The sequence below is a fragment of the Roseateles sp. genome (genome assembly GCF_046300915.1).
Taxonomy (GTDB): Bacteria; Pseudomonadota; Gammaproteobacteria; order Burkholderiales; family Burkholderiaceae_C; genus Kinneretia.
Genome location: NZ_JBKCLH010000074.1, coordinates 40,423 through 60,228, shown reverse-complemented (window position 1 = coordinate 60,228; position 19,806 = coordinate 40,423). Strand labels below are relative to the sequence as shown.

Genomic DNA, 19,806 nt, shown 5'->3' with positions numbered 1-19,806 from the left:
AACAGGAGGGTCTTGATGTGAGGGCGATGATCATAGTGGCGGCAAGCTGTGCCTTGCTGGGGTGCTCTTCCACCGAGGTGCGCCGTGTTCCGATTGAGGCGACCGTGGGTCAGCAGCTGATGGATCTGCACAAGGCCCACCAAAGCGGCGCGCTCTCGGAGCGCGAATACCAGAAACAGAAACGTCTTCTGATCGAGTCGGTGCAATGAGTACCCATCCCAGCCCCTCCATGCAGCGTGCGGCCGTCCTGGCGCTGGCGCTGTTCGGCGCCGCAGTCCTTGTCGGCTGCGGCAGCACGCGCACCGAAGTCACGGTGCAGGAAGCAACCCGGATCACCAAGGGTCAGGAGTTGATCGATCTGCAGAAGGCCTTGGCCCAAGGGGCGGTGACCGAGCGGGAGTTCGAGGAGTTGCGGCAGATCATTCTGCGCAGGCCCAATTGACGAGTCTGGATCCGGGCCGTGGAAGCGATGCCGGCGTGCGTCAAGCCAGGCCGAAACCCGGCAGCCCGACCCGCTTGGCGGCGCGGGCGACCCTGGCTGTGCTGATGGCCGGTGCCGTGGCTTGCGCGCATGCGGAGCCCTCGGCTTTCGAGACGCTCCAGCCCCTCTCCTCGACCTCGTCCTTCGCACTCAGCGGCGAACGGGACTTTGCCGGGCTGAGCTGGGAGGACATCGAGGCGCGCACCCTGCGTCTGGCGGATCGGTACGTGGGTTCCTTCTGGGGACAGCCCACGGGCTGGTGGCAGCGCCCGGTGCGTATTCACTACCGGGCCTATGTCCACCGGGAGGAGAGCCGGGGTGGGGTGGTGCTGGTGCCGGGCTTCACCGAAGGGCTGGCCATGTACCAGGAGCTCATTCACGACCTGGTGCGCAACGGATGGTCCGTCTATGTTCATGACCATCGGGGGCAGGGCTTCTCCTCCCGGCTGCTGAGCGCGCCGCAGGATGCCAGCAAGGGGCATCTGGACAACTTCGATCATCTGGTCTCCGATCTGGAGGCTTTCGTCGCCCAAGTGCAGACCTGGCGGCTTGCCAAGCCGGCTGCGCCGCTGTCGGTGCTGGCTCATTCCATGGGTGGGGCGGTGGTCTCGCTGCATCTGGCCCGGCGTGGCCCGTCCACACCGTTCTCACGCGCCGCCCTGGTGACGCCTATGCATGAGCCGCGTGTCGCGGCGCCCGGTGAGTCCGAGGGCTTGCGCCGCTGGTGCGAGCGCATCGTGACACGCCTGCCCTTTTCCCTGCCCTGGTTGTCCAGCATGCAGGTGCAGGGCCCGGGTTTTGATGCGGAGCTGGCGGCCTTCGAGGCCGACCCGGTCGCGGGCGCGCTGGGCATGTCGCACAGCATCGAGCGCTTGAAGCGCCGCTGGTCGGATCGCCAGGCGCGCTGCGAGGGCGAGCACTGCGGTCACACAGACGCGCGGGTCGCGGGCCCGACCTTGCGCTGGGTGACGCAGGCCTGCGATGCGGCCCGCGCAGCCCGTGGCCCGGCGGCGGCCGATATTGCGATTCCCGTCCTCCTGATCCAGGGCGGGGAGGACACCGTGGTGGAGCCGCGCGCTCAGGAGGAGTTCTGCGTGCATGCCAACGCCAGCCGAGTTGGCGGACATTGCAAGGGGCTACGTCTGCCCGAGGGGCGTCACGCCCTGTTTGTGGAGAGTGATGCACTGCGGACTGCCACGCTGGAGGCCGTCATGGCTTTTCTGGCGCAGGGGCGGCTTGCCGACATGCTCAAAGCTGAGACTCGGGCGCGATGAGTCTGAAAAGGGCCTGGGAGAGTCGGCGCCACACCGAGGCTTCCGGGTCGCGGGTGTGGACCAGCGCATCCGGCCCTGCCGCGTCAATCCACACCACCTCGCCCTCGCGGAGCTCCAGGCGCCAGGATCGTTGCGCGGAGGTGTTCTGTTCGAAAGCGTCCGCGATGTGTTGAGCCAGCTCTGCGCTATGGACCAACACGCCGATTTCAGCGTTGAGGCGTATCGATCGTGGATCGAGATTGAGCGAGCCCACAAAGACCCACTTGCGGTCCACCACGAATGACTTCTCGTGGAGCGAGGCCCGAGAGCTGCCACCCAGCGTCTCGCGCACGGAGTAGCGCTGGTTGCGCTTGCCCGCACTGGGCTTGAGTTCGTAGAGCTCGATGCCCTTTTCCAGCAGCTCCCGACGGTAGCGCGCATAGCCTGCCTGTGTGGGCACGACATCATTCGACGCCAGCGAATTGGTCAGCACGCGCACCCGCACGCCGGCGGCACTCAGCGCAGCCAATGAGGCGACGCCGGATTCGCCGGGCACGAAGTAGGGCGACACCACCAGCAGTTCATGCATGACCTGGGGCGCAATGGCATCGAGCTGCCCGGTCAGCAGCAGGCCGCGCTTGGCGTGCTTCAGGGCGGGATCGTCCTCGTGAAGCGCCAGCTTCGCTGGGTCGTCCGCCAGGACTCTTGCCGGCGCCCAGACAAAGGGCAGGCTGCCCTGGCGCACGGCCATGGCCAGGGACGAGCTCTCCAGACTTTTGACAAAGGACGTACCGGCCGCGCGTTGGCGCTCTTGTGCAAACCGCTCTTGAAGGGCCAGGCGTTGCTGGGCACTCGGCGCCACGCGCTGAAAAGCTGACAGCGGTACGGAAAACTCGCTGTTCCAGTAGCGATCAAAGCTGGCGGAGGCTTCCCTCACCGCGGGGCCGATGAACAGCAGGTCGAGATCGGCAAACTCAAGCTCGGGACTGGCCTCGAAGTACTCATCCCCGAGGTTGCGCCCGCCAATGATGCCGGCCGAGTTGTCGGCGATCCAGGCCTTGTTGTGCATGCGGCGGTTGATGCGCGCGAAGTCACCGACGATCTCGAACCAACGCGAGAGACTCAGCCAGCCGCGGTTGGCGGTGGGGTTGAAGAGGCGGATCTCGATCAGGGGGTGGGCGTCGAGCTGAGCCAGCGCTTCATCGGCGTCGGCCAGGGTCCAGTCGTCGAGAAGCAGTCGAACCCGCACACCGCGCTCAGCCGCGGCGAATACCTGGCCCAGCAGCAAGCGCCCCGATGTGTCGCCCCGCACGATGTAGTACTGCAGGTCGAGCGTGCGCTGCGCGGCCTCCGCGAGCGCGGCCCGAGCCACGAAGGCATCCAGCCCCTGCTCCAGGGGGACAAAGCCCGACTGTCCGGGCCGCTGGATCAGCTGGGGTGCGATCTGCTCGCCCAAGCGCGTTCCGGCCGGATCCTGCAGCGCGCTGGAGGGCGTCTTTTCGATCGCCGCGAAGTCCATGCTTTTGCACCCCGCCAGTGCGCACAGTGAAACCAGGAGCAGCGCGATCAGGCCGGCAGATCGCAGCGGCGTCACCGTGGGCTCCCCGCTGCGACTTCGGAGGCGGGGTTGATTTCAATGTCCCCGTACCAGGCCCTGGCCCTGCTGGCGGTGTTGTCGGTGTCGCTCATGACGCCATAGGCGATCAGGCGCCCCGGTGCCTCGCCGAAGGCTTTGCGAAAGTCGGCGCTGAGATCGCGCCGCATCTCCACCCAATGCCCCAGCGACTGGCGGGCTGTGGAGGCCACGATCATTTGCACGCGCCGGGTGTGCGGGTTCTCGATCACGGTGTTCACATCGGCCACGCCGGAGATCACGTACATCAGGGTGGCGTAGGGCATGTCCTGACCCGACAGGGTCTTGGCCATGCGCATGACCACTCGGTCATTCCAGGGCAGGGACGACTTGTTGCCATCGAATACGAAGACCAGGCGCGCGGCCGAGTCCTCCTTGCCCGACACCGAGTTGTCGGCGCCCGCCGGATGCGAGTCGATCTTCCAGCGCCATTTGACGATGGTCTGCGCTTTCGGATCCAGCGATGTCGTGCGCATCACCATGCTCACCGAGCTGCGCGCGTATGCCTCCAGCACGGTATGCCCCTCGTCCTGGACCAGGGTCCACTGCGTCGGCGTCTTGCGCTGGTTGAAGGGAATGTGTTGCCAGCCCTCGGGCAGTGCGCCCGCCGGTTGCGCCGCAGAGAAGTGGACGCTGACAGTCTCGTCTGCTGTGGGGCCGGCGTGAGTTGCTCCGCAGCGGCTGGCTGCGCTGAGCGCCATGCCGGCCATCATCATCCAGGCAAGCGCCGTCCGTGGATGGCTCCGAAGAAACATGGCGTGGCACCCCCCGAGTTGATGTGATGTGTGGGCTGAATCGCCGCCCCTGGCGTGGCTGCCGAAGAATACCGAAATCTCGGTGCCCCATGCGGCCGTGTGCGGGGGCTTGCGATGGCTCAGCCGGCCTGCGCCAGCAGCCACTGGCGCAGCTGGGTCAGCGCTCGTTGTGGCTGGCTGCTGCGCCGGGTGCACAGCATATAGCCGCGCTCCAGCAGCACAGCGTGCTCGAAGGGAATGGCGATGCGGCCAGCGGCCAGTTCCTCGTCGATCAGGCAGCGCTGCACCACGGCCACACCCAGGCCGGCCATCACGGCCTGCACCAGCATGGCCACCTGCTCAAAGTCGGCACTGGGTCGGGGCTGCGCCTCGGGCAGGCCGGCGGCGGCCAGCCAGAGCCGCCAGTTCTCGGGATAGTTGCTGTGGAAGAGCAGGGGGCGGCTGAGCAGATCGGCCGGCTGGCGCAGTGGCTGGCGGCCGCGCAGCTCCTGGGGGTGGCAGATGGCCACGATTTCGCGTCCCACGATGTACTCCGCCATGATGCCCGAGGGCCACTGGCCCTCGCCGGGGCGCAGCCAGGCATCCACGCCCGCGTCCGAAAAGTCTTCCTCCCGGCGGTAGGGGGCCAGACTCAGGGCAATATGGGGATAGAGAGCCTGCCAGTCGGGCAGGCGGGGGATCAGCCATTTGGTGGCCAGGGTGGGCGCGACGGAGATGCGCAGCCGGGTGGTGGCCTCGGGCGCACGCTGCGCCACGGCGGCGGCTTCCAGGGTCTGCAGGGCGGGCTCGATCAGTTCCAGATAGTCACGGCCCGTGGCGGTCAGCTCATTGCCACGGGGCAGCCGTACCAGCAGGCTCTGGCCCAGATGGGCCTCCAGTCTTGCCACGGCCCGGCTCACCGCGCCTTGAGTGACGCAGAGCAGGTCGGCTGCCTTGGAGAAGCTGCCCAGCCGCGCCGTGGCGGCAAAGGCGTGCAGCTCGTGCAGGGAGGGTGATCGGATGCGCATGATTTGTGGATTTTGCTATGACGAGCAGGCATGCGTGCGTGAGGAATTGTCTCTCCATGCTTGTAGAGCGAGGGACAGAATCGCAGCACTTTTGGCTCCAGAGACCCCAGCCCCATGCATCCCATCGCACGCCGCACCCTGCTTGCCCTGGCCACCCTGCTGCCCCTGAGCGCGCTGGCCGATTATCCGGACAAGCCCATCAAGCTCATCGTGCCCTTCGCGCCCGGTGGTTCCACCGATATGGTGGCCCGTCTGCTGGCCGAGAAGATGGGCCCCTTCCTGGGCAAGACCGTGGTGGTGGAGAACCGCGGCGGCGGCGGCGGCAGCCTGGGCACCGAGGCCGTGGCCAAGGCCGCGCCGGACGGCTACACCATCGGCATGGCCACCCAGAGCACGCATGGCGCCAACCCGGCCGTCTATGCCAAGCTGCCCTACAACGCGGTGAAGGACTTCGCGCCCATCACCAATGTGCTGGCCGTGCCCAGCGTCTTCGTGGTGCACCCCAGCGTGCCGGCCAAGACCATGAAGGAATTCATCGCCCTGGCCAAGGCCGCGCCGGGCAAGTACAGCTTCGCCTCGCCGGGCAACGGCTCCCTGGGCCATGTGAACATCGAGCACTTCATGGACCTGGCCGGCATCGAGCTGCTGCACATCCCCTACAAGGGCGCGGGTCAGGCTTCCACCGATGCGCTGGCCGGCGTGGTGAACGCCATGACCGACAACCTGCCCTCCACCCTGCCGCACATCAAGGCCGGCAAGCTGCGCGCCCTGGCCGTGCTGGCGCCGCAGCGCGCCGCCGTGCTGCCCGATGTGCCCACCTACAAGGAGCTGGGCTTTGCCGAGATGGCCGAGGGGGGCTGGTTCGGTCTGGTGGCCCCGGCCGGCACGCCGCCAGCGGTGCTGAAGAAGCTGCATGAGGCCGCCCACAAGGCCATGGCCACGCCGGAGTTCAAGGAGAAGGCGGCCTCCATTGCCGGCATTCCCATGGCCAACAGCCCCGAGCAGTTCGCCGCCCAGATCCGTGCGGCCCTGGACAAGTACCAGCGCATCGTGAGCAAGGCCCAGATCAAGCTGGACTGAGATCTTCTTCCGAGCATGATGGTTATGCCCTCCAGCCTCCCGCCCGCCCCGGAGCATCCCGCCTATCGTCTGCACTTGCCCGAGGGCGAGGTGCTGCCCCTGGTCTGCGACTCGCCGCACAGCGGCGTGGACTACCCCGCGGATTTCGGCAGCTGCCTGCCCCTGGCCCAGCTGCGCGGCAGCGAGGACACCCATGTGGACGCGCTCTGGCAGGACGCGCCGCGTCACGGTGCCACCCTGCTGGCCGCACGCTTTCCGCGCAGCTATATCGACCCCAACCGCGAGCTCAGCGATCTGGACCCCGAGCTGCTGGACGGGCCCTGGCCCGAGCCCCTGGCCCCGGGCGAGAAGACCCGCCTGGGCTATGGCCTGATCTGGCGCCAGGTCGGCAAGGAGCAGCCCATCTATGTGCGCCGGCTCTCGGTGGCGGAGGTGCGGTCGCGGATCGATCGCTGCTGGCGGCCCTATCACGCGGCCCTGAGCGAGGCCGTTGAGTCGGCCCATGCCCGCTTCGGCGCGGTCTGGCATCTGAATCTGCACTCCATGCCCAACAATGCCTTCGAGCGTCTGGGCCTGCAGCGCAGCGAGCCCCTGGCTGACTTTGTGCTGGGCGACCGCGACGGCAGCACCTGCGAGCCGGCCCTGCTGGACCTGATCGAGGACAGCCTGCGCGCACAGGGCTACACCGTGGCGCGCAACGATCCCTACAAGGGCGTGGCCCTGATCGGCCGCATCGGCCGTCCGGCCGAGCGCCGTCACAGCCTGCAGATCGAGATCCGTCGGCCGCTGTACATGGACGAGCTCAGCCGCGAGCGCAATGCCGGTTTTGAAACGCTGAGGCTGGCCCTGGACAAGACCCTGGCAGCGGTGGCTGCCCATATCCGCCGCTCGCTCTGAGCGGCACGGGTCAGGGCCTCAGTGGATGCGCAGGGGCATGCCGTCATCGGCGTCGCCCTCGGCCAGCTCGCGCCAGGCCTGGTGCGACTGCTCCCGTGCGGCCTGAAGTTGCTGGCACAGCTCGTAGACACCCAGACCATCGGCCTCACCCTGGATCGCGGGCTCGGGGGCGGGCTCCACGCTTCCCAGAGGCAGATCAGCCAGCGCCCCCAGGAGTTCGAACAGCAATTCGAGCCCGGGTTCGCTGGGCTCCATCTGACGCGCGGCACCCAGGCTGCGGCACAGGTAGTAGCAGGCGCTGGCGGCGTCGTCGCAGCGCGCGTGCTCCAGCGCCAAGCGCTCCAGAGCGGCGGCGCGCTCGGCGTCGTCCTCGGCTTCGCTGGGGCCGCTGCTGATGTCGGCCAGGGCCTGCCAGGCTGAATCGGGTTGGCTCATCGACGGCTGTTCGGAGGTCGGCGCTGGTTTCGACATGGGGTGTGCTGCTCGGCGAATGTCTAGCGCAATACTAGACAGGCCGATGCAGCAAGCATGTCCCCTGTTCGGGGACATTTAGGACTATTGTCGGGCCCGCGAGTGGCCTTGTGTGCAATAGCGCACAAAAAAGACGCGAGTCAGCGCTTCTTCGTGGGGCGGATCCAACCCGGGATGCCCACCTGTTTGCCGCGTGCCACGGCGAGCTCGCCCGGGGCCACGGCCTTGGTGATGGTCGACCCACCGCCAATGGTGGCGCCGCTGCCGATTTCCACCGGCGCGACCAGCACGCAGTTGCTGCCCACATGCACGTCGGCGCCGATGGTGGTGCGGTGCTTGTTGGCGCCGTCGTAGTTGGCGGTGATGGAGCCGGCACCGTAGTTGACGCGCTCGCCCACCGTGGCGTCACCCAGATAGGCCAGGTGATTGGCCTTGGCGCCGCGCGCCAGGCTGGAGTTCTTGACCTCGACGAAGTTGCCGATATGCACTTCGGCGCCCAGTTCGGCGCCGGGGCGCAGGCGGGCAAAGGGGCCCACCAGGGCGCCTTCGCCGACGCTGGCGCCGACGGCCTCACCGTCGATATGGGTGAATTCGTGGATGCGTGCGCCGGCCGCGATGCGGGCATTGCGGATCACGCTGTAGGCGCCGATGCGCACGCCCTCGCCCAGCTCCACGCGGCCCTCGAAGACGCAGCCCACATCGACTTCCACATCCTGGCCGCAGATGAGCTCGCCGCGCAGGTCGAAGCGGGCCGGGTCGGCCAGGCGCAGGCCGTAGTGCTCCATCAGGGTCTCGGCCTGGCGGCGCTGGAAGCGGCGCTCCAGATCGGCCAGCTGCAGCGGGCTGTTGACGCCCAGCACCTCGGTCTCGTTGGGGGCGGCGATGCCCAGCACCGGCACGCCCTCGGCCACGGCCATGGCCACGATGTCGGTCAGGTAGTACTCGCCCTGGGCGTTCTCGTTCTTCAGGGCCGAGACCCAGCGCTTGAGCGCTGCGGTGGGCGCGGCCATCATGCCGGTATAGCCCTCGCGGATGGCGCGCTGCTCGGCGCTGGCGTCCTTGTGCTCGACGATGGCGCGCACGCCGCCCTGCTCATCGCGCACGATGCGGCCATAACCCGTGGGGTCGGCCAGCTCGATGGTCAGCAGGGCCAGCTTGTCGCCGCCGCAGGCCTCGGCCAGGCGGCGCGCGGTCTCGGCCTGGATCAGGGGCACATCGCCGTTGAGGATCAGGGTGCTGCCGCTGTCGGGCAGGTGGGGCACCACCTGCTGGATCGCATGGCCCGTGCCCAGCTGGGGCATCTGGCGCACGAAGGCGATGCCGGGGCCGGCCACGGCGCTCTCCACCTGGTCGGCACCATGACCCGTGATCACCAGACGCTGGGCGGCGCCCAGGCCGGCCGTGGTGTCCAGCACATGGCGCAGCAGGGACTTGCCGGCCAGCTTGTGCAGCACCTTGGGGCAGGTGGACTTCATGCGGGTACCCTTGCCCGCGGCCATGATCACGATATTGAGCGCCATATAAAGACAAATCGCGGCTTGTTGCGAAGCCGCGATTATCAGCGCTGGATCAGGACGCTTTTCTTACCGCCCACCGCCCAGTTGCACGCTGACGGGGTGCGGCTGGGGCCGGGTCTGCGGGAAGTCGGCCATGGCGGCCTCAAACAGGGCGCCGATCAGGCTGAGGCTGCCGACCGTCGTGCCGTCGTTGCTGGCGCGGGCCTCATACAGCGGCTCATTGCTCTTGCGATCACGCAGCAGCAGGGCCACTTCGCGGTCGTAGCGGCGCTCCATCATGGGGTCTATGGGGTAGGGATAGCCATAGCGGCTGAAATGCGGGCGCCAGGCCGGGCCGTAGCGCCAGGAGAAGTAGTTGCCGTTCCAGCGCCACCACAGCGGGTCGTCCCACGGAGCGTTGTCGCTGCGGCTCACGCGCACGCCGATGGAAACCAGCACATCCGCACTCTTGGTGTCGGCCGCCGAGGTGAATCCGGCCTTCTCCAGCGCGGCGCGGGCGGCCCCTTCCAGCTCGGCCTGCTGCTGTTCATTGAGCTGCTGCGAGGGCAGGCGCTCAAAGGCAAAGCTGCCGGCCTGCCGACCGGCCGGCCAGCTGCCGAAGCTCTGGGCGTCGGCGGTGACGGTGTTGAGGGCGGCGCAACCCGAGAGTCCCAGAAGCGCTCCCGCGCTCAGGGTCACCAGGGCCATCCGACGAGTGAACTTGAACATGCCTGCCTCCTTGATCATGGGCACGAGGTATATCACGCAACGATTGTGCGTCCAGCACGTTGACGCGGCTTTGCCTTGCCGTAAAGCCGCGTGCAGGCAGAGGCAGGCAGGGGCTCAGTCTTCCTCGCGCACCAGGCGGATCACCGAGCCGGTGGCCGGCTCGGCGGGGCCGCAGTGCTCCTCCTCGTCGAAGGCGATGTCGCCGTCCGGATCGGGGGTGCCCGTTGCCTTGATGGTCTCGAAGGGGAAGAGCTGGCGGTCCATCATGTGCGAGGTGACGATATTGCCCATGGCGGTGAACATATTGTCGACCCGGCCCGGGAATTTCTTGTCCCAGTCCTGCAACATGGCCTTGACGTTGGCGCGCTGCAGATTCTCCTGGCTGCCGCAGAGATTGCAGGGAATGATGGGGAACTGGCGGTGCTCGGCCCACTTCACCAGGTCGGACTCCCGCACATAGGCCAGGGGGCGGATCACCACGTTCTTGCCGTCATCGCTGACCAGCTTGGGCGGCATGCCCTTCATGCGGCTGCCGAAGAACATGTTCAGCAGCAGGGTGGTGACGATGTCGTCGCGGTGGTGGCCCAGGGCGATCTTGGTGGCGCCCAGTTCCTGGGCCACGCGGTAGAGGATGCCGCGGCGCAGGCGCGAGCACAGGCTGCAGGTGGTCTTGCCCTCGGGCACCAGCTTCTTGACGATGCTGTAGGTGTCCTGGGTCTCGATATGGAAGTCCACCCCGATGCTCTTCAGATAGGTGGGCAGCACCTCGGCCGGGAAGCCCGGCTGCTTCTGATCGAGGTTGACCGCGACGATGTCGAACTTGATCGGCGCGCGCTGGCGCAGATTGATCAGGATGTCGAGCAGGGAGTAGCTGTCCTTGCCGCCGGACAGGCAGACCATGACCTTGTCGCCGTCTTCGATCATGTTGAAGTCGGTGATGGCCTGGCCCACCAGGCGGTGCAGGCGCTTGGAGAGCTTGTTGGTCTCGTGGGCCTGCTTCTTTTCGGCGGCGGCGCGCTCGGCGTCCAGGAGGGAGGTGTCGGCGGTATCCATGCGGGGCAATCGGCTAGTGTTTGGGGCGGGGGGCTCAGAGATCCTTGATGCCAAAGACCTCGACACCGACGGATTCGCAGTCGGGGTAGACATCGGGCTTTTCGGTGGAGACGCGGGCGGCCTTGACCCTCGGGTGGGCCAGCATCAGCTTGAGCACGTCATCGCAGAGGGTTTCCTGCAGATGGATATGGCCCTGGCTCACGCGCTCGGAGATGGAGCGGCGCATGAAGTCATAGTCCACCACCTCGCTGAGCTCGTCCTGCGTGGGCGTGGACTCGGCCAGGGGGATGTAGAGGTCCACATTGATCAGCACGCGCTGCTCGCCGCGCTTCTCGAAGTCGTGCACGCCGATATTGATCCAGACCTCGTAGTTGCGCAGGAAGAGGCGGCGGCAGGCGAGCAGGGCCGGATGGGCGAGGGAGCTTTGCATGGCAGGGGCAGGTCTTGAGGGCTGGGCGGCAGCGCGGTTCAGGGCGTGCCGGTGAGGAACATCACGTCGCGCGCCTGCGCGGCCAGATGCTGGCCACCGTCCACCAGCAAGGTGGTGCCGGTGATGGCCGGAGAGTCCAGCAGGAAGCGCACGGCGCGCGCGATGTCCTGCGGGGTGGATGAGCGCTGCAGCGGCGTGAGCTTGTGCGCGGCCTGGAATTCGCTGTCGTTCATGGGCCCGGAGGCCAGGGTCACGCCCGGGGCCACGCCGCACACCCGCAGACGCGGTGCCAGGGCCTGGGCCAGCAGGGTCTGGGCCGACTCCAGCGCGGCCTGGGACAGGGTGTAGGACAGGTAGTCCGGGTTGGGGTTCCAGAGCTTCTGGTCCAGCAGGTTCACCACGCAGCCCTGGCGGCCCGCGGCTTCCAGCAGGCGGTGCAGGGCGCGCGCCAGCAGGATGGCCGGCGCGGTGTTGGCGCGCCAATGGCGCTCCAGATTCGCATGGCTGAAGCCGGCCACATCGTCGTACTCGAAGAGCGAGGCGTTGTTCACCACCGCATCCACCCGGCCGAAGCGGGCCTGGACGGCGGGCAGCAGGGCCTCGCAGGCGGCCTCGTCCGCCAGATCGGCGGCAAAGACCGCGGCCTCCACACCACGCCCGGCCAGTTCCTCGGCCAGGGCCCGGGCCTCGGCCTGGGAGCGGTGGCAGTGCAGGGCCAGGCGCCAGCCCCCGGTCTCGGCCAGGTGCAGGGCGATCTCGCGGCCGAGCCGGCGCGCGCTACCGGTGATCAGGGCAACAGGGAGGCTGCGGTTCATGGGCGTGGCGGGGGTGGCAGAGGGTGTAAGGGGGTGCGAGGCCGGGGCCCCGCGTTCTAGGCATGCCGGGCCGAGCTGGAATCGACGCTGCGGGCCGACAAGCGCGAGGCCGCAATTATCTCAGCTGGCGCAAAGACCCTGGCTTGCGGCCTGGGCGCCGCCGGTCCCACCCCCTCAGCGGCGCATGGCCCTGAGCAAGCGCCAGCCCAGCAGCAGAGCGAGCAGCAGACCATAGACGGCAGGTTCGGCAAAGTCGTTCTTGCCGGCGCGCATCCAGAAGAAGTGCGCCACGCCGACCAGGGCCAGTCCATAGACCAGGCGGTGCAGGGCTTGCCAGCGCGCGCCGCCCAGGGCCCGGATGGCCCGGTTGAAGCTGGTGGCCGCCAGGGGCAGCATCAGGGCCCATGCCAGGAAGCCCATCAGGATGAAGGGCCTCTTGGTGATGTCCCGGACGATGTCGCCCGGCACCAGCCCCATGTCCAGCCAGGCGTAGGCCAGCAGGTGCAGGCAGGCGTAGGCAAAGGCCCAGAGGCCCAGCATGCGCCGAAAGCGCGCCAGCAGCGGCTGATTCAGGGCCTGGCGCAGCGGGGTGATGGCCAGGCTCAGGCAGAGCAGCCTCAGGGTCCAGTCCCCCAGTCCGCGGATCAGGGCCTCAGCCGGATTGGCCCCCAGGCTGTTGCTGAAAGCCCCCCAGATCAGCTGGGCCAGGGGCAGGGCGCAAAGCACAAAGAGCAGGGGCTTGGCGGCAGGGTGCCGCAGCAGCGCGGTCAATCGCACCTCAGTACAGCTTCTTCAGGTCCATACCGGCATAGAGCTGACCCACCTGGGCCTCGTAGCCGTTGAACATCAGGGTGGGGCGTTTCTTGGCGAACAGGCCGTCCTCACCGATGCGGCGCTCGGTGGCCTGACTCCAGCGTGGGTGATCCACCTGCGGGTTCACATTGGAGAAGAAGCCGTATTCCTGGGGCGCGGCGCGGGTCCAGCTGGAGACGGGCTGCTTCTCGACAAAGCGGATGCGCACCAGGGACTTGGCCGACTTGAAACCGTACTTCCAGGGCGCGACCAAGCGCAGCGGCGCGCCGTTCTGCTTGGGCATGACCTCACCATACATGCCGAAGCTCAGCAAGGTCAGAGGATGCATGGCTTCATCCATGCGCAGGCCTTCCACATAGGGCCAGTCCAGCACGCCCGAGCGAAGACCCGGCATCTGTGCCTTGTCGGCCAGGGTGGTGAACTCCACATACTTGGCGCGGGAGTTGGGCTCCACTTTGCGGATCAGCTCGGCCAGCGAGTAGCCGATCCAGGGAATGACCATGGACCAGCCCTCCACGCAGCGCAGGCGATAGATGCGCTCTTCCATGGGGGCGAGCTTGAGCAGGCTGTCCAGATCGTAGACGCCGGGTTTGGCGATCTCGCCTTCCACGGCCACGCTCCAAGGGCTGGTCCTGAGGGTGTGGGCGCGCTGGGCGGGGTCGGCCTTGTCGGTGCCGAATTCGTAGAAGTTGTTGTAGCTGGTGGCGTCCTGACGCGAGGTCTGCTTCTCCATGGTCAGGGCGCCTGGCAGGGCGCTGCGTGTTGCCGCGAGCCGCGTCTGGGCCAGGGCCTCGCGCGCCGGCCAGGCGGCCAGGGCCGCTCCGGCGGCCAGGCCCTGCAGCCACTCGCGTCGCCCCTGGTAGATCGGCTGCGGGGTGATCTCGCTGGGGGTGGGCTGCGTGGGATCGTGGCTGCGGATGAGGAAGGACATTTCGAGAGCTCCTGGGGCGGGCGGCTGATGCAACTCATCAGTCGCGGTAGCGGCCAAAAGCTTACGGTGTCTGGCGTGGGCCTGTGGCGGCAGGGTCTTGCGCGGCGGGGCGCGGTGCCCAGCCCAGGGGGCAGCTGACGCTGGTCATGATGCGGGCATGCTCGCCGGAGCTGATCAGCTGGCGCAGACCGCGGTTGAAGTCCTGCAGCAAGACCTGGCTGCGTGGCAGCTGGGGCGGCAGCAGCAGATGGGTCGTAAAGCTATCGGTCAAGAGGCGTGGATGGATGGCCAGCTGCGCGGCCTCGGCCGGGCTGAAGTGACGCGCCAGCAGATCGCAGGCCACATTGCGCTCGATGGGCAGCACATCGATGCGGCGCAGCAGCAGCTTGCGCAGGCCGGCCAAATCATCGGTGGTGTTGTCGGTCTGCAAGCGCCCCGCCTGTACCAGGCGCCAGAATTCAGGCGTGTAGGTGTAGTCCCGGATCACGCCGATGCGCCAGGAGCCGAGGTCCTCCAGCCTTTGCCAATCGAGCTTGATCTCGCGCAGCGAGACCAGCTGCCACTGCTCCACCAGCACGGTGTCGCTGAGCAGAAAGTCGCGCCGACGCTGGTCGCTGGCACCCCAGTAGGCCGAGGCATCCCAGAGGCCAGCCTTGGTCTCCAGCTGGGCCCGCGACCAGGGCATGAAGTGAAAGCGAACCTCATGCCCCGCCAGGGCAAAGGCGCGTCGCACGATCTGCAGCGCCACTCCCTTGTCGGCGCGGCTTTCGGTGGCATAGGGCGGCAGCTCGCCGGTTGCGATCTGCACCACCCGTGCCGCGGCCATATCCGGGCGCAAGAGCGCGAGGACGAACAGCAAGACCGGCAGGCAGTGGCGCATCAGCCGTATTGCCGCGATCAGAGCTCGCCGTAGGAATGCAGGCCCGAGAGGAACATATTGACGCCCAGGAAGGCGAAGGTGGTGACCAGCAGGCCCACCAAGGCCCACCAGGAGGCCACCTGACCGCGCAGGCCCTTCATCAGGCGCATATGCAGCCAGGCCGCATAGTTGAGCCAGACGATCAGGGCCCAGGTCTCCTTGGGGTCCCAGCTCCAGTAGCCGCCCCAGGCCTCGGCCGCCCAGAAGGCGCCCAGGATGGTGGCGATGGTGAAGAAGGCAAAGCCCAGGGCGATGGCCTTGTACATCAGGTCGTCGAGCAGGGTCAGGGCCGGCAGCCGGGCGGTGAGCTTGGTGCGCAGGGCCACGCACAGGGCAAAGAAGATCAGCACCCCACCCATCTTGCGCGCCCAGCCGTCCAGGCCGGATACCGTTTCGGCAGACAGCCCGCTGGCGCCGAAACGCACGGCCAGGATCATCAGGATCAGCGCCGCCGGAATGCCGATCAGGCCCACCAGCAGGGCGCGCTGCGAGGCGGCCTTGAGCAGATAGGCCAGAGCCACCATGGCGGCCATGGCAAAAGTGCCATAGCCCACGAAGTTGGCCGGCACATGGATCTTCATCCACCAGCTCTGCAGGGCCGGCACCAGGGGCTGGATCTCGTGGGCGCCGCGGGCCACCGTGTACCAGAGCAGGAAGGCCACCGAGGCGCTGATGATCAGCATCACATAGGCGCCCAGCGCGCGCGTCTTGAAGCGCTGCTCGTAGTACAGGTACATCAGTGCCGTCAGCCAGGCGAACATCACGAAGACTTCGTAGAGATTGCTCACCGGAATATGGCCGATGTCGGCCGCGATCTGGTGGCTCTCGAACCAGCGCACCATGGTGCCTACCAGGGCCATGAAGACCGCGCCCCAGGCCAGGCGCGAGCCAATGGCCTCGGCCGCGCTGTCCTGACCTTCGCCCTTGAAGAAGCCGCCCCAGTAGAAGAGCGTGCTCATGAAGAAGAGCAGGCTCATCCACAGGATGGCACTCTGGCTGGACAGCAGGTACTTGAGCAGGAAGACCTGCTCGGCGGCCGCGAGGTCGGCGCCGAAGTCGTCGGTCTTGCCCAGATAGAGCTGGATGGCCAGGACGCTGGTCGCGCCCACCAGCACGCTGAGCAGGCGCAGCGGCTTCCAGAACCAGCCCAGCAGGACCAGGGAGGGCATGGAACAGGCCAGGATGACCTCCTCATAGCCATTCATGGAGCCGCGGTAATGCCAGAAGGCGAAGAGGCCGCTGGCCAGGACCAGCAGGGCAAAAGCCCAGTCTTGCCAGTCGCGCTGGGCGAAATAGCCGCGGCGACCCAGGGTGATGCTTGCGGTGGCGGTGTTCATGATGCTGGGGCGTCCTTCAACAAGGCCTTGCTCAGGTTCTCGAACTCGGTATCGGTGTCGGGCGAGGCCCGGGTGCAGGACAGGGCCATGCGCACACGGGTGCCGCCATTGTGAACCGGCTCCAGCCAGATCCACAGCCGGCGTTCCTTGATGTACAGCATCGCGAACACCCCGATCGTCAACAACACGGCGCCCAGATAGACGAGGCTCTGGCCGGGGGCTCGGGCCACTTGGAACACGCTGGCCTGAATCTGCTTGAACTCCGACAGCTGCAGCAGCACCGGCGCCGGGTAGAACATGCTGTCTGACAGCGACAGGACGGCCTGGGTCATGAAGCCCTGCGTGGTGCTGCCCGCCTCGGGCACCGGCGGGCCGGCCTGCTGGCGCACCAGCTTGTAGAGCTCGAACAGGCTGCCATTGAGAATGCGCAGCAGCACCTCGGAGACGCGGCTGCGCTCGGCCTCCGGGACCTCGCGCTCAATGAACTGCGACAGGGCCGGCAAGCCGCCCAGGGCTTTGCCGTCCGGGCCAGAAGCCCCGGTGGCGGGCGCCTCGGCGGCGGCAAACAGGGTCAGCGCGCGCAGCGCCGTGGCTTGCAACTGAGGGCCCATCTGCGGCTTGTCGTCCGGCGTGGCCAGCTGGGCATAGCGGCGTGCGGCGCGCTCGCGCAGGCCGGCGTCAGCCAGACCCTGGCGCAGCTGCAGCCAGCCGTCCATGCCGCCCTGCTCGTCCACGGGGATGCGCAGATAGCGGAAGGCCTCGGCCGGGGTGTCGCGCACACCGGCCAGGAAGACCCGCTGGCCATCGAGCTCCACCGGCACCATGTAGTTGTTGAACTCGCGGGCCTGACCGGCCGCGTCGCGCAGCTTGTAGCTGAAGGAGGGGCCCAGGTTCTGCAGCGTCTTGTCGCCGCGCGGCTTGGCCCCGCTGCCCAGATGGGCCTGGACCGAGGCGACCAGATCCACCTTGCGCACATCGGTGCCGCTGGGCGTGGGGGCGGCCATGTTCTCCACATTGATCACCCGCAGTCCGCTGAATTCGAGATTCAGCTTCTCGTCGCCGTTGGACAGGGTGGTGGCGCCGCCCACCACGCCTTCGATCTCGAAGGGGGCCGCCGAACCGCTCAGGGGCACCGCGCGCACGCGCAGCTGGGAACCGCCGTCGTCGAAGCTGCTCTGGTAGATGGCCACGCCGCGGTGATAGGCGGGCTCATTGACCTTGACCGTGGCGGCATGGGTTTTGCCGGTCTCGTGGTCGCGGATCTCGATCTCGCTGGCGAAGAGCTTGGGCATGCCCGTCGCGTAGTACTCGACGATGAACTTCTTGAGTTCCACATCGAAGGGCAGCTCCTGCAGCACCACGCCATCGGGCATGGAGAGGATGGCGGTGGCGGCCCGACCGCCTTCCGGCACCATCAGATTGCCGCGGAAGCTGGGGTTGTCGGCGGCAAGACGATGCTCGGGCTTGACCTCGCTGACCAGGCCGCCGCCCTGGTAGGCCGACTTGCCCTGGGCCCACATCAGGGCGCGCACGAACAGATCACCGTCCAGCAGGCCACCCAGGCAGATGAGCACGATGGCGCCATGGGCCGCCAGATAGCCGATCTTGTTGGCCGCGCCCTTGCGGGCGGCCACCATGGTGCCCTTGTCGCGGATCTGGGCCTTGGCCTTCCAGCCCTCGGCTTCCAGCAGGGCAGAGACCTCGTTCAGCGCCTGCTCCGCGGGCTGAGGCAGATGGCCGATGGCCTTGTGATGAAAGGCCTGCAGCGCACTCTCGCGGATCCCCTCCTTGTAGCTCTTGAGATCGACCAGGATCTTGGGCGTGTTGCGCGCGATGCACAGGCTGGTGGACAGCACCAGAAAGCCCAGGATCAGCAAGAACCACCAGGCGCTGTAGACCGTGTAGAGGTCCAGCTTGCCGTAGAGCTCGGCCCAGAAGGGGCCGAACTGGTTGACATAGTTGTTCAGCGGCTCACGCTGCTTGACCACGGTGCCGATCACCGAGGCGATGCAGATCACGGTGAGCAGCGCGATGGCAAAGCGCATCGAGGACAGCAGCTCATAGGCGTCTTGCCAGGGGCGTCCGCGCGGAGCACTGGTGCCTGATGGGGCGGCGGGAGGCGGAGCGGCGGCAGGGGTGTCGGAGGCGGCAGCGGACATTCGTGCGGGCAAACAAAAAAGGCCGGGCAGAGTTGCGCCGGCCTTTTTACAACAGCTGGAAAGTACGGATCAGACCCGGGACATCGGGCGGGTGGCTCAGCGCAGGCCGGCGATGTAGTCGGACACGGCCTTGATCTCGCGGTCGTTCATCTTGGCCGCGATGGCCAGCATCTGGGCATTGTTGCCCCGGGTGCCGGCGCGGAAGGCATTCAGCTGGGCCTCGGTGTAGTCGCTGTGCTGTCCGCCAATGCGCGGGTACTGGGCAGGCATGCCGGCCCCCGTGGGGGTGTGGCAGCTGGCGCAGGCCGGGATCTGGCGATCGGCAATGCCGCCGCGGTAGATCTTCTCGCCCAGGCTGACCAGTTCCTTGTTCTTGGCGAAGCCCGGCTTGGCGGTCTTGCTGGCGTAGAAGGCGGAGACATTGCGGATGTCCTCATCCGACAGCGTCGCAGCCATGCCCTGCATCACTGCGTTCTTGCGCTTGCCATCCTTGAACTCGTGCAGCTGCTTGGCCAGGTATTCCGGGTGCTGGCCCTGCAGAATGGGATTGGCCGGGCTACCCCGGGAACCGTCCGCAGTGTGGCAAGCTGCACACAGCTGGGTGGCCGTGGCCTGGCCCTTGGCCAGATCCGGCTTGGCCGCCGCCGGCGCGCCGCTAGCCAGGGCTGCAGCAGCGAAAGTGAAGCCAGACAACAAGATAGCAGCAGTCTTCATGTGTTCTCGGGTTGGGTAAGCGCAACTCCGAGATTTTACAATGGCGAATTAACAAGGCCCCCCGAGATGAACCCCGACACCCGCATCGCGCCCCAGAGCGCCCCCGCCGAGCCCGATGACAAGATGGTGTTGGGTTGGACCCACACGGCCCGTTTCCTGACCACGGCCAGCCAATTGGTCCACCTACCGCCCACCGAGCTACCCGAGATCGCCTTTGTCGGTCGATCAAATGCAGGGAAGTCGACGGCGATCAATACGCTGGCGCAGCAAAAGCGCTTGGCGTTCGCATCGAAAACGCCTGGGCGAACACAGCACATCAATTTGTTCGAGCTGGGCCCCAAGGATGCGGCCGATGCGCTTTTTGCCGACCTGCCCGGCTATGGCTATGCCGCGGTGAACCGCGATGCCAAGCAGCGCTGGCAGAAGGTGATGGCCGACTACCTGGAAGTCCGCCGCAGCCTCTCCGGCGTGGTGCTGATGGTGGATTCGCGCCTGGGCCTCACCGATCTGGACCAGCAGCTGCTGGACTTCGTGCAGCGGCGCGTCGCCACCGGCGAGGTCAAGCTGCTGGTGGTGCTGACCAAGGCCGACAAGCTCAACCGCAAGGAGGCCGATGCCGCCCTGCGTCAGACCCAGGAGCAGCTGGGTGCCATGGCCACCGAGGAGTCGGATGTGTCCATCACCCTGTTCTCGGCGCTGAAGAAGCAGGGCGTGGCCGATGTGGCCCATATCCTGCACCAGTGGGCCCATGCGCCGCGCCCGGCGGCGGCCGTTGAGGCCTCCGATGCGGCGCAGGCACCGGACGCGCCCCTGTCGCCGGCTTGACAGGGCGG

21 protein-coding genes are annotated in these 19,806 nt (G+C 67.2%); 6 read left to right on the top strand and 15 right to left on the bottom strand.

The features are described from left to right. The first annotated feature begins 17 nt into the window (after positions 1 to 17). From ACK5F2_RS05675 to ACK5F2_RS05665, 3 genes are all read left to right on the top strand, one after another. Positions 18 to 209, top strand: a complete 192-nt coding sequence (locus tag ACK5F2_RS05675) for a hypothetical protein (protein WP_409863396.1) — start codon at positions 18 to 20, stop codon at positions 207 to 209. After that, entirely contained in the window at positions 206 to 442 is a 237-nt protein-coding gene (locus ACK5F2_RS05670; protein ID WP_409863394.1) for a hypothetical protein, read from the top strand. The genes ACK5F2_RS05675 and ACK5F2_RS05670 overlap by 4 nt, the downstream gene beginning before the upstream one ends. A 74-nt stretch (positions 443 to 516) precedes the next feature. Beyond that, positions 517 to 1,755 carry an alpha/beta fold hydrolase gene (locus ACK5F2_RS05665; protein WP_409863393.1) on the top strand — a complete coding sequence of 413 codons (1,239 nt, stop codon included), beginning with the start codon at positions 517 to 519 and terminating at the stop codon, positions 1,753 to 1,755. Here ACK5F2_RS05665 and ACK5F2_RS05660 read toward each other — a convergent pair. The 3 genes from ACK5F2_RS05660 to ACK5F2_RS05650 all read right to left on the bottom strand — a co-directional run bounded on the left by ACK5F2_RS05660 (position 1,730) and on the right by ACK5F2_RS05650 (position 5,129). Then, on the bottom strand, positions 1,730 to 3,253 hold the full coding sequence (locus tag ACK5F2_RS05660) for a phospholipase D family protein (RefSeq protein WP_409863392.1): 1,524 nt from the start codon (positions 3,251 to 3,253) through the stop codon (positions 1,730 to 1,732). The genes ACK5F2_RS05665 and ACK5F2_RS05660 overlap by 26 nt on opposite strands. Positions 3,254 to 3,324: 71 nt before the next feature. Then, entirely contained in the window at positions 3,325 to 4,068 is a 744-nt protein-coding gene (locus ACK5F2_RS05655) for a DUF3047 domain-containing protein (protein ID WP_409863391.1), read from the bottom strand. A 173-nt stretch (positions 4,069 to 4,241) separates the two neighbouring features. Further along, a complete protein-coding gene (locus ACK5F2_RS05650) occupies positions 4,242 to 5,129 on the bottom strand; it encodes a LysR substrate-binding domain-containing protein (protein WP_409863389.1) in 888 nt (295 codons plus the stop codon). Between the two features lie 114 nt (positions 5,130 to 5,243). Between ACK5F2_RS05650 and ACK5F2_RS05645 the strand changes: the two genes are divergently transcribed. Both ACK5F2_RS05645 and ACK5F2_RS05640 read left to right on the top strand, forming a co-directional pair. After that, on the top strand, positions 5,244 to 6,209 hold the full coding sequence (locus tag ACK5F2_RS05645; RefSeq protein WP_409863387.1) for a tripartite tricarboxylate transporter substrate binding protein BugE: 966 nt from the start codon (positions 5,244 to 5,246) through the stop codon (positions 6,207 to 6,209). A gap of 24 nt (positions 6,210 to 6,233) precedes the next feature. Continuing rightward, positions 6,234 to 7,106: an N-formylglutamate amidohydrolase gene (locus ACK5F2_RS05640; protein ID WP_409863386.1), complete on the top strand. Its 873-nt coding sequence runs from the start codon at positions 6,234 to 6,236 to the stop codon at positions 7,104 to 7,106. Between the two features lie 18 nt (positions 7,107 to 7,124). Here ACK5F2_RS05640 and ACK5F2_RS05635 read toward each other — a convergent pair whose 3' ends face one another. The 12 genes from ACK5F2_RS05635 to ACK5F2_RS05580 form a co-directional block, all read right to left on the bottom strand. Next, on the bottom strand, positions 7,125 to 7,541 hold the full coding sequence (locus tag ACK5F2_RS05635) for a hypothetical protein (RefSeq protein WP_409863385.1): 417 nt from the start codon (positions 7,539 to 7,541) through the stop codon (positions 7,125 to 7,127). Between the two features lie 176 nt (positions 7,542 to 7,717). Beyond that, a complete protein-coding gene (gene glmU, locus ACK5F2_RS05630) occupies positions 7,718 to 9,097 on the bottom strand; it encodes a bifunctional UDP-N-acetylglucosamine diphosphorylase/glucosamine-1-phosphate N-acetyltransferase GlmU (protein WP_409863384.1) in 1,380 nt (459 codons plus the stop codon). A 63-nt stretch (positions 9,098 to 9,160) separates the two neighbouring features. Beyond that, complete coding sequence (locus ACK5F2_RS05625; RefSeq protein ID WP_409863383.1) at positions 9,161 to 9,802, bottom strand: DUF4136 domain-containing protein; 642 nt, start codon at positions 9,800 to 9,802, stop codon at positions 9,161 to 9,163. A 114-nt stretch (positions 9,803 to 9,916) separates the two neighbouring features. Beyond that, positions 9,917 to 10,855 carry a tRNA 2-thiocytidine(32) synthetase TtcA gene (ttcA, locus tag ACK5F2_RS05620; protein WP_409863381.1) on the bottom strand — a complete coding sequence of 313 codons (939 nt, stop codon included), beginning with the start codon at positions 10,853 to 10,855 and terminating at the stop codon, positions 9,917 to 9,919. 34 nt (positions 10,856 to 10,889) lie between these two features. Then, the gene (locus tag ACK5F2_RS05615) at positions 10,890 to 11,285 is read right to left on the bottom strand and encodes a dihydroneopterin aldolase (protein ID WP_133603370.1); all 396 of its coding nucleotides are present in this window, start codon (positions 11,283 to 11,285) and stop codon (positions 10,890 to 10,892) included. Between the two features lie 38 nt (positions 11,286 to 11,323). Then, positions 11,324 to 12,100, bottom strand: coding sequence for an SDR family oxidoreductase (locus ACK5F2_RS05610; protein WP_409863379.1), 777 nt, complete (start codon positions 12,098 to 12,100; stop codon positions 11,324 to 11,326). Positions 12,101 to 12,274: 174 nt separating this feature from the next. Continuing rightward, positions 12,275 to 12,871, bottom strand: a complete 597-nt coding sequence (locus ACK5F2_RS05605; RefSeq protein WP_409863418.1) for a sulfite oxidase heme-binding subunit YedZ — start codon at positions 12,869 to 12,871, stop codon at positions 12,275 to 12,277. 7 nt (positions 12,872 to 12,878) lie between these two features. Beyond that, positions 12,879 to 13,844 (bottom strand): protein-methionine-sulfoxide reductase catalytic subunit MsrP, encoded by a 966-nt coding sequence (gene msrP, locus ACK5F2_RS05600; RefSeq protein WP_409863378.1) that lies wholly within the window; start codon positions 13,842 to 13,844, stop codon positions 12,879 to 12,881. A 61-nt stretch (positions 13,845 to 13,905) separates the two neighbouring features. Beyond that, positions 13,906 to 14,703, bottom strand: a complete 798-nt coding sequence (locus ACK5F2_RS05595) for a substrate-binding periplasmic protein (protein WP_409863376.1) — start codon at positions 14,701 to 14,703, stop codon at positions 13,906 to 13,908. Positions 14,704 to 14,741: 38 nt separating this feature from the next. Next, positions 14,742 to 16,100 carry a c-type cytochrome biogenesis protein CcsB gene (gene ccsB / locus ACK5F2_RS05590; protein ID WP_409863375.1) on the bottom strand — a complete coding sequence of 453 codons (1,359 nt, stop codon included), beginning with the start codon at positions 16,098 to 16,100 and terminating at the stop codon, positions 14,742 to 14,744. Then, positions 16,097 to 18,259, bottom strand: a complete 2,163-nt coding sequence (locus ACK5F2_RS05585) for a cytochrome c biogenesis protein ResB (RefSeq protein ID WP_409863374.1) — start codon at positions 18,257 to 18,259, stop codon at positions 16,097 to 16,099. Before ACK5F2_RS05585 ends, ccsB begins: the two co-directional genes overlap by 4 nt. 96 nt (positions 18,260 to 18,355) lie before the next feature. Next, positions 18,356 to 18,973 carry a c-type cytochrome gene (locus ACK5F2_RS05580; RefSeq protein WP_409863373.1) on the bottom strand — a complete coding sequence of 206 codons (618 nt, stop codon included), beginning with the start codon at positions 18,971 to 18,973 and terminating at the stop codon, positions 18,356 to 18,358. Positions 18,974 to 19,039: 66 nt separating this feature from the next. Between ACK5F2_RS05580 and yihA the strand changes: the two genes are divergently transcribed. Next, positions 19,040 to 19,798, top strand: coding sequence for a ribosome biogenesis GTP-binding protein YihA/YsxC (gene yihA, locus ACK5F2_RS05575; RefSeq protein WP_409863372.1), 759 nt, complete (start codon positions 19,040 to 19,042; stop codon positions 19,796 to 19,798). Positions 19,799 to 19,806 lie beyond the last annotated feature (8 nt).